6 protein-coding genes are annotated in these 7,217 nt (G+C 71.8%); 3 read left to right on the forward strand and 3 right to left on the reverse strand.

Features of this window, described 5'->3' with window-relative positions; translation table 11 throughout:
• Positions 1-18: 18 nt before the first annotated feature.
• Positions 19-1,377 carry a phosphoglucosamine mutase gene (glmM, locus tag ACFYOY_RS40885; RefSeq protein WP_388592780.1) on the forward strand — a complete coding sequence of 453 codons (1,359 nt, stop codon included), beginning with the start codon at positions 19-21 and terminating at the stop codon, positions 1,375-1,377.
• A 467-nt stretch (positions 1,378-1,844) separates the two neighbouring features.
• Here the strand turns inward: glmM and ACFYOY_RS40890 are convergent, their stop codons facing one another.
• From ACFYOY_RS40890 to ACFYOY_RS40900, 3 genes are all read right to left on the reverse strand, one after another.
• Complete coding sequence (locus tag ACFYOY_RS40890; RefSeq protein WP_351896576.1) at positions 1,845-2,765, reverse strand: DUF389 domain-containing protein; 921 nt, start codon at positions 2,763-2,765, stop codon at positions 1,845-1,847.
• A gap of 16 nt (positions 2,766-2,781) precedes the next feature.
• Positions 2,782-3,792, reverse strand: coding sequence for a type I pantothenate kinase (coaA, locus tag ACFYOY_RS40895; protein ID WP_351896582.1), 1,011 nt, complete (start codon positions 3,790-3,792; stop codon positions 2,782-2,784).
• 85 nt (positions 3,793-3,877) lie between these two features.
• Positions 3,878-4,711 (reverse strand): hypothetical protein, encoded by an 834-nt coding sequence (locus ACFYOY_RS40900; protein WP_351896587.1) that lies wholly within the window; start codon positions 4,709-4,711, stop codon positions 3,878-3,880.
• A 129-nt stretch (positions 4,712-4,840) separates the two neighbouring features.
• Between ACFYOY_RS40900 and glmS the strand changes: the two genes are divergently transcribed.
• Both glmS and ACFYOY_RS40910 read left to right on the forward strand, forming a co-directional pair.
• Entirely contained in the window at positions 4,841-6,688 is a 1,848-nt protein-coding gene (gene glmS / locus ACFYOY_RS40905; protein ID WP_351896593.1) for a glutamine--fructose-6-phosphate transaminase (isomerizing), read from the forward strand.
• Positions 6,689-6,704: 16 nt separating this feature from the next.
• The gene (locus tag ACFYOY_RS40910) at positions 6,705-7,073 is read left to right on the forward strand and encodes a holo-ACP synthase (RefSeq protein ID WP_059148944.1); all 369 of its coding nucleotides are present in this window, start codon (positions 6,705-6,707) and stop codon (positions 7,071-7,073) included.
• Positions 7,074-7,217: the final 144 nt, after the last annotated feature.

A 7,217-nucleotide genomic window follows, 5' to 3' on the forward strand; every position in this document is an offset into this window, starting at 1 on the left:
TAACTTCGGAGGACACCAGTGGGACGACTCTTCGGTACGGATGGTGTGCGCGGCGTCGCGAACGCCGATCTGACGGCTGAGATGGCGCTCGGCCTGTCGGTAGCGGCGGCGCATGTGCTCGCCGAGGCGGGAACCTTCGAGGGCCACCGGCCGGTGGCGGTGGTCGGGCGGGATCCGCGAGCGTCCGGGGAGTTCCTGGAGGCGGCCGTGGTGGCGGGGCTGGCCAGCGCCGGAGTGGACGTCCTGCGGGTCGGCGTGCTGCCCACGCCGGCCGTCGCGCATCTGACCGGAGCGCTGGACGCGGACCTCGGGGTGATGCTCTCCGCGAGTCACAACCCGATGCCCGACAACGGGATCAAGTTCTTCGCCCGCGGCGGCCACAAGCTGGCCGACGAGCTGGAAGACCGTATCGAGACCACCTACCGCTCGCATGCCTCCGGTGAGCCGTGGGACCGGCCGACGGGCGCCGGGGTGGGCCGGGTCCGGCCCTACGAGGAGGGCTTCGACGCCTACGTGGCCCACCTGGTCGGCGCCCTCCCGGGCCGGCTCGACGGACTCAAGGTCGTCATCGACGGCGCGCACGGCGCCGCCGCCCGGGTCTCCCCGGAGGCGTTCGCACGCGCCGGGGCCGAGGTCGTCACGATCGGCACCGACCCGGACGGCCTCAACATCAACGACGGCTACGGCTCCACCCACCTCGCCCGGCTCCAGGCCGCCGTCGTGGAGCACCGCGCCGACCTCGGCATCGCCCACGACGGGGACGCCGACCGCTGTCTCGCGGTGGACGGGACCGGTCGCGAGGTCGACGGCGACCAGATCCTCGCCGTCCTGGCCCTGGCCATGCGCGAGGCGGGCGAGCTGCGGGGGGACGCGGTGGTCGGCACCGTGATGTCCAACCTCGGCTTCAAGCTGGCCATGAAGCGCGAGGGCGTCGAGCTGGTCCAGACGGCGGTCGGGGACCGCTATGTGCTGGAGGAGATGAAAACCCGCGGCTACGCGCTGGGCGGCGAGCAGTCCGGCCATGTGATCGTCCTCGACCACGCCACCACCGGTGACGGCACGCTCACCGGTCTGCTGCTGGCGGCCCGCGTCGCCGCGACCGGCCGCACCCTGGCCGATCTCGCGGCCGTCATGGAGCGGCTGCCCCAGGTCCTGGTCAACGTCCCCGACGTGGACAAGTCCCGCGTCGCCTCCAGCGCCGACCTGGCCGCGGCCGTCGCCGAGGCGGAGCGCGAACTGGGCGAGACCGGCCGGGTACTCCTCCGCCCGTCGGGCACGGAGCCGCTGGTGCGGGTCATGGTCGAGGCCGCCGACATCGAACAGGCCCGCTCGGTCGCCGGGCGCTTGGCGGACGCGGTGAAGTCGGCGCTGGGCTAGCGGCTCTCGGCCCGCGGGCCGTCGTCACGTGCGCGCTGAGGTCGGCGGCCTCACGCGGACTGTCACGTCGGCCGGGCCGACCCCTCGGTACGCCGTGAAGTCGGCCCCGGGCCAGGGGGTGTCCGACGGACCTTGACGCCTGCCGCGCTGCTCTCCGCCCCGCCCCTTCCCGACACCTGGCGATATGCGACTCCGCCGCGTGCGGGGCTCCGCCCGCAGACCCCGGGGTCCAGGGGCGGAACCCCTGGTAGCGGGAGGGGAAGGAACCGCCGGACACCTCGTAGCGGCCGCCGCGCGGACCGCCGTCATCTGGGCCTGTCATGTGGGCCCTGGGGCGGACCGCCGTCGACCATCCCAGCCCCTCCGGCGTTTGCGGAGCGGGTCTGGGGCGGAGCCCCGGTGGCCGAGGCGGCCCCCCACGCGGCGGAGGCGCATATCGATGCTGCGGGAAGGGGCGGGGCCGGGGGCTACTCCCGCCGCCCCCACAAGACCTTCTGCACCCCCAACGTCAGCGTCCCCGCGACCACGATCCCCACCAGATTCAGCAGCAACTGCTCCGTAGAGCCCCACATCTGCTCGATGTCCCCGTACCCCAGCGCCACCGCCGCATTGGCCGCCGCCGGCACCGTCGTCACCGAGATCGCCACACCCACCAGCGCACCGGACTTCGCCGAGGTCAGCGAGAGCGTTCCGGCGATCCCCGCGAGCACGGCGACCACGAACGAGAACATGTCCGGCTTCCAGATGAAGTCCGTGTTGGGCCGGGCGCGCTCCAGCATGTCCCTGCCGAAGAGCCCCACAGCGTCCATCACGATGCTGAAACCGGTGGTCAGCGCCATCGCCGCGGCGAACCCGACCAGCAGCGCGATCGCCGAGCGCGCGGCCAGCCGCGGCGCGCGCCGCACCAGCGCGGTGCACAGCCCCGCCAGCGGCCCGAACTCCGGGCCCACCGCCATCGCGCCCACGATCAGGATCGCGTTGTCCAGCACCACACCGCACGCCGCGATCATCGTCGCGATGACGAGGAAGGCGAGATAGGTGACCGAGAGCGTGGACTCCTCATGGGTGGCGTCCGACAGGTGCTCCCACAGGACCGCGTCCGCCCCCTCGCCGGGCGCCTCCTCCTCCGCCTTGTCGGCGCGCTTGGACAGCGAGAGGTCGATGTTCTCCACCGCGATCGACCCGGTCTCGTCCAGCCCCAGCTCGCGCAGCTCGCCCAGCAGACCGTCCCCGGCCTCGCGCGCGACGTCGCACATGACGACGTCCCCCGCGGGGTCGCGGGCGGCGCCCGGCAGCACCACCAGATGGGTGGTGCCGACCGTCTTCTCGATGCTGCGCACCACCGCCTCGGTGCGGTCAGCGGGGACGATCAACCGCAAGTGCAGCATGGCGTACGTACGCTCCTCACAGCTTGCGCAGGGACAGCCGCTGGACCTTGTGGTCCGGCCCCTTGCGCAGCACCAGCGTCGCCCGGCCCCGCGTGGGCTGGACGTTCTGCTTCAGATTGGGCTTGTTGATGGTCCGCCAGATCATCCTGCCGTAGTCCAGCGCCTCCTCCTCGGAGACCTGGGTGTACTTGCGGAAGTACGAGGAGGGGTCCTGGAAGGCCGTCTCCCGCAGCTTCCTGAAGCGGCCCAGGTACCAGCGCTCGATGTCCTCGGTCCGGGCGTCCACGTACACGCTGAAGTCGAAGAAGTCCGCGAGCCCCACCCGGGTCAGCCCGTCGTTCCCCGGCAGCGCGGGCTGCAGCACATTGAGCCCCTCGACGATCAGGATGTCGGGGCGGTGCACGGTCTGCCGCTCGTCCGGCACGATGTCGTAGATCAGGTGTGAGTAGACCGGCGCCGACACCTCCGCCCGGCCCGCCTTCACATCGGCGACGAAGCGGGTCAGCGCCCTGCGGTCGTAACTCTCGGGGAACCCCTTACGGGACATCAGCCCGCGGCGCCGCAGCTCGGCGTTGGGGTACAGAAAGCCGTCCGTGGTGATCAGCTCCACCCGCGGATGCTCGGGCCAGCGGGCCAGCAGCGCCTGGAGCAGCCGGGCGGTGGTCGACTTGCCGACCGCGACGCTGCCCGCCACGCCGATGACGAAGGGCGTGCCGGGCTGGGCGCCGTTGCCCCGCTTGGTGTCGCCGAGGAAGGTGTTGAGCGCGCCGCGCAGATTGCCGGTGGCGGCCACATAGAGGTTGAGCAGCCGGGACAGCGGCAGATAGACGTCCCGCACCTCTTCGAGGTCGATGACGTCGCCCAGCCCTCGCAGCTTCTCCACCTCCTCGGCGGTCAGCGGCAGCGGGGTCTTGTCCCGCAGCGCGCTCCACTCGGCGCGGGACAGATCCACATACGGGGTCGCCTCGCCGCTGCGCCGCTGCGGGCCGCGCACGGTGCGCGCCGCGCGCGCGGTTGACGTGATCACCCTCTCATTGTCATGGCAGGGACCGGCCGAGTGAGCGGTGCGCCGGCGTGGGGTCGGTCACCCCGGCCCGGGTCCGGAGGAAATGTCACCCGGGGAGCACGCCCGAGACGGCGTCGGTCGGGATGGTCCTGGACGGGTCCGGGACCGTCACCTTCACGGGCTTTCCGAAGTCGGTGAGGTCCATGGTGGTCGTGACGGTTTGCGTGTTCAGCGCGGCGGACAGCTCGATCCGGGCCGGCCGTCCCTCCTCGTCCACCCAGACCCGCGCGGACGAGGGCAGCCCGCCGCCCATCGCCTTCCGGACCGCGTCGAGCCGCTCGCGGTGCTCGCCCACCAGGCCGAGGGTGAGCGTCCGGTAGTCGAGCGTGCCGCGGTAGAGGTGCACCGGACGGCCGTCGATCGTGGTCGTGCCCCGGTCCGACACGTCGCGGATGGCCGACGCCTGGCGCAGGACGAGTTCGGGGTCGTTCAGCGGGGCCCGCAGCAGGGAGTGGGCCCTGGCCTTGGCACGGTCGATGACCGCCCAGTGGCCCTTGGGCACGGTGCGGGTGAGATAGACCTTGTCACCGTTGAAGACCTCGTCCATGTGGTCGACCGCGCCGCCCGGGAAGTCGACCGACAGCTTGCCCCGGTCGGCGGCCAGGTGGAACGGGCCCGCGATGGAGAGGGTCAATTCCTTGCCCCCGCCACGGATTACCACGGTCTCGTCGATACGCGCGCTGGTGGCGCGGGCCTTCGCCACGGCGGTGCGGATGATGTCGACGGGTCTGCCGTCCGTACTGTTCGTGGCGGACGCTTTCGCTCCGGCCTTTCCGCCCGGTTCCTCGGCGACGCGGGCCTTCTCGCTCGAAGCCGATGAACAGCCGGTGCCGAGCGCTAAGAGCAGCACGGCGACCGACGGCATGGTGATACGGCGCACGATCCCCCCCAGGGACGTGAAAGTGAAAGGGCGGCCCCCCAGCCGCTTGTGCGCATTATGCACGGCATGCGAGGGGCCTGGGCGTGGCCGGTGGTCGGCCTGCCGCCCCGAGGGCCGTACGCTGCGTCCATGTGCGGAATCGTTGGTTATGTGGGAGGGCAGTCGGCCCTCGATGTCGTCCTCGCCGGACTCAAGCGGCTGGAGTACCGCGGCTATGACTCGGCGGGCGTCGCCGTGCTGGCCGATGGCGGGCTGGCGGCCGCCAAGAAGGCGGGCAAGCTGGCCAACCTGGAGAAGGAGCTGGCCGACCGTCCGCTGCCCACCGGCAGTACCGGCGTCGGCCACACCCGATGGGCCACCCACGGCGGCCCGACCGACGCCAACGCCCATCCGCACCTGGACAACGCGGGCCGGGTCTCGGTCGTCCACAACGGCATCATCGAGAACTTCGCCGCGCTCCGCGCCGAGCTGGCCGAGCGCGGCCACGACCTGGCCTCCGAGACCGACACCGAGGTCGTGGCGCATCTGCTCGCCGAGTCGTTCTCGTCCTGCGGCGACCTCGCCGAGGCGATGCGCCAGGTCTGCCGTCGACTGGAGGGTGCCTTCACCCTGGTCGCGGTGCACGCGGACGCGCCCGATGTGGTGGTCGGGGCGCGCCGCAACTCGCCGCTGGTCGTCGGCGTCGGCGAGGACGAGGCGTTCCTCGCCTCCGATGTGGCCGCCTTCATCGCCCACACCCGCGAGGCCATCGAGCTGGGCCAGGACCAGGTCGTGGAGGCCCGCCGGGAGGGTGTGGTCGTCACCGACTTCGAGGGGGCGCCGGCCGAGGTCCGCCCGTACCACGTGGACTGGGACGCCTCCGCCGCTGAGAAGGGCGGCTACGACTACTTCATGCTCAAGGAGATCGCCGAGCAGCCGAAGGCCGTCGCGGACACCCTGCTCGGCCGGATCGACCTGGCCGGGAACCTCTGCCTGGACGAGGTGCGCATCCCCGCCTCGGTGCTGCGCGAGGTCAGCAAGGTCGTGATCGTGGCGTGCGGCACCGCCTACCACGCCGGCATGATCGCCAAATACGCCATCGAGCACTGGACCCGGATCCCCTGCGAGACGGAGCTGGCCAGCGAGTTCCGCTACCGCGATCCGATCCTGGACCAGCGGACGCTGGTGATCGCCATCTCCCAGTCCGGCGAGACCATGGACACCCTGATGGCGCTGCGGCACGCGCGGGAGCAGGGCGCGAAGGTGCTGGCCATCTGCAATACGAACGGCTCCACCATCCCGCGCGAGTCGGACGCCGTGCTCTACACCCACGCCGGGCCCGAGGTCGCCGTCGCCTCCACCAAGGCGTTCCTCACCCAGCTGGTGGCCTGCTACCTGGTGGCGCTCTACCTGGGCCAGGTGCGCGGCACCAAGTGGGGCGACGAGATCCTGTCCGTGATCCGCGAGCTGTCGGAGATCGCGACCCAGGTGGACCAGGTCCTGGAGACCATGGAGCCGGTACGCGAGCTGGCCCGCACCCTGGCGGACAAGAACACCGTCCTGTTCCTGGGCCGTCACGTGAGCTACCCCGTCGCCCTGGAAGGCGCGCTCAAGCTCAAGGAGCTCGCGTACATGCACGCCGAGGGCTTCGCGGCCGGCGAGCTCAAGCACGGGCCGATCGCGCTGATCGAGCGTGACGTGCCGGTGGTCGTGGTCGTGCCGTCCCCGCGCGGACGCTCGGTCCTCCACGACAAGATCGTCTCCAACATCCAGGAGATCCGGGCGCGCGGCGCCCGCACGATCGTCATCGCCGAGCGCGGGGACGAGACGGTGGCCCCGTACGCCGACCACCTGATCGAGATCCCCGCCACCCCCACCTTGCTGCAGCCCCTGGTCGCGACCGTCCCGCTGCAGGTCTTCGCGTGCGAGCTGGCCACGGCGCGCGGCAACGAGGTCGACCAGCCGAGGAACCTCGCCAAGTCGGTGACCGTGGAGTGACCCGACGGATGACGGCGTGATCGTCGGCGTAGGCATCGACGTGGCCGGTATCGACCGTTTCGCGGAGGCGCTGGAGCGCACGCCCGGGATGGCGGACCGGCTGTTCGTCGAGCGCGAGCTGTGGTTGCCGAGCGGGGAACGCCGTGGCATGGCCTCCCTGGCAGCCCGTTTCGCGGCCAAGGAGGCGTTGGCCAAGTCCCTGGGCGCCCCCGGCGGTCTGCGCTGGACGGACGCCGAGATCCTCACCGAACCCAGCGGCCGCCCCCGCCTCTCCGTCCGCGGCACGATCGCCGTGTGCGCGGAGCGGCTGGGGGTGCGGGGGCTGCACGTCTCGCTGAGCCATGACGCGGGGGTGGCGTCGGCGGTGGTGATCGCGGAGGGGTGACCTCGCCGGTCCTGCGGGTTCCGCTGGATGCGGGTTCCGCTGGGTGCGGGTGCGGGTGCGGGTGCGTTGTGGCGGGTGCGGGTGTGTTGTTCCGTGTGCGGGTGCGTGGGGGGTGCGCCCGCTGTTCGTGGTGGGTGCCGGGGG

The organism is Streptomyces sp. NPDC007875, assembly GCF_042868035.1.
GTDB classification, from domain to species: Bacteria; Actinomycetota; Actinomycetes; order Streptomycetales; family Streptomycetaceae; genus Streptomyces; species Streptomyces antimycoticus.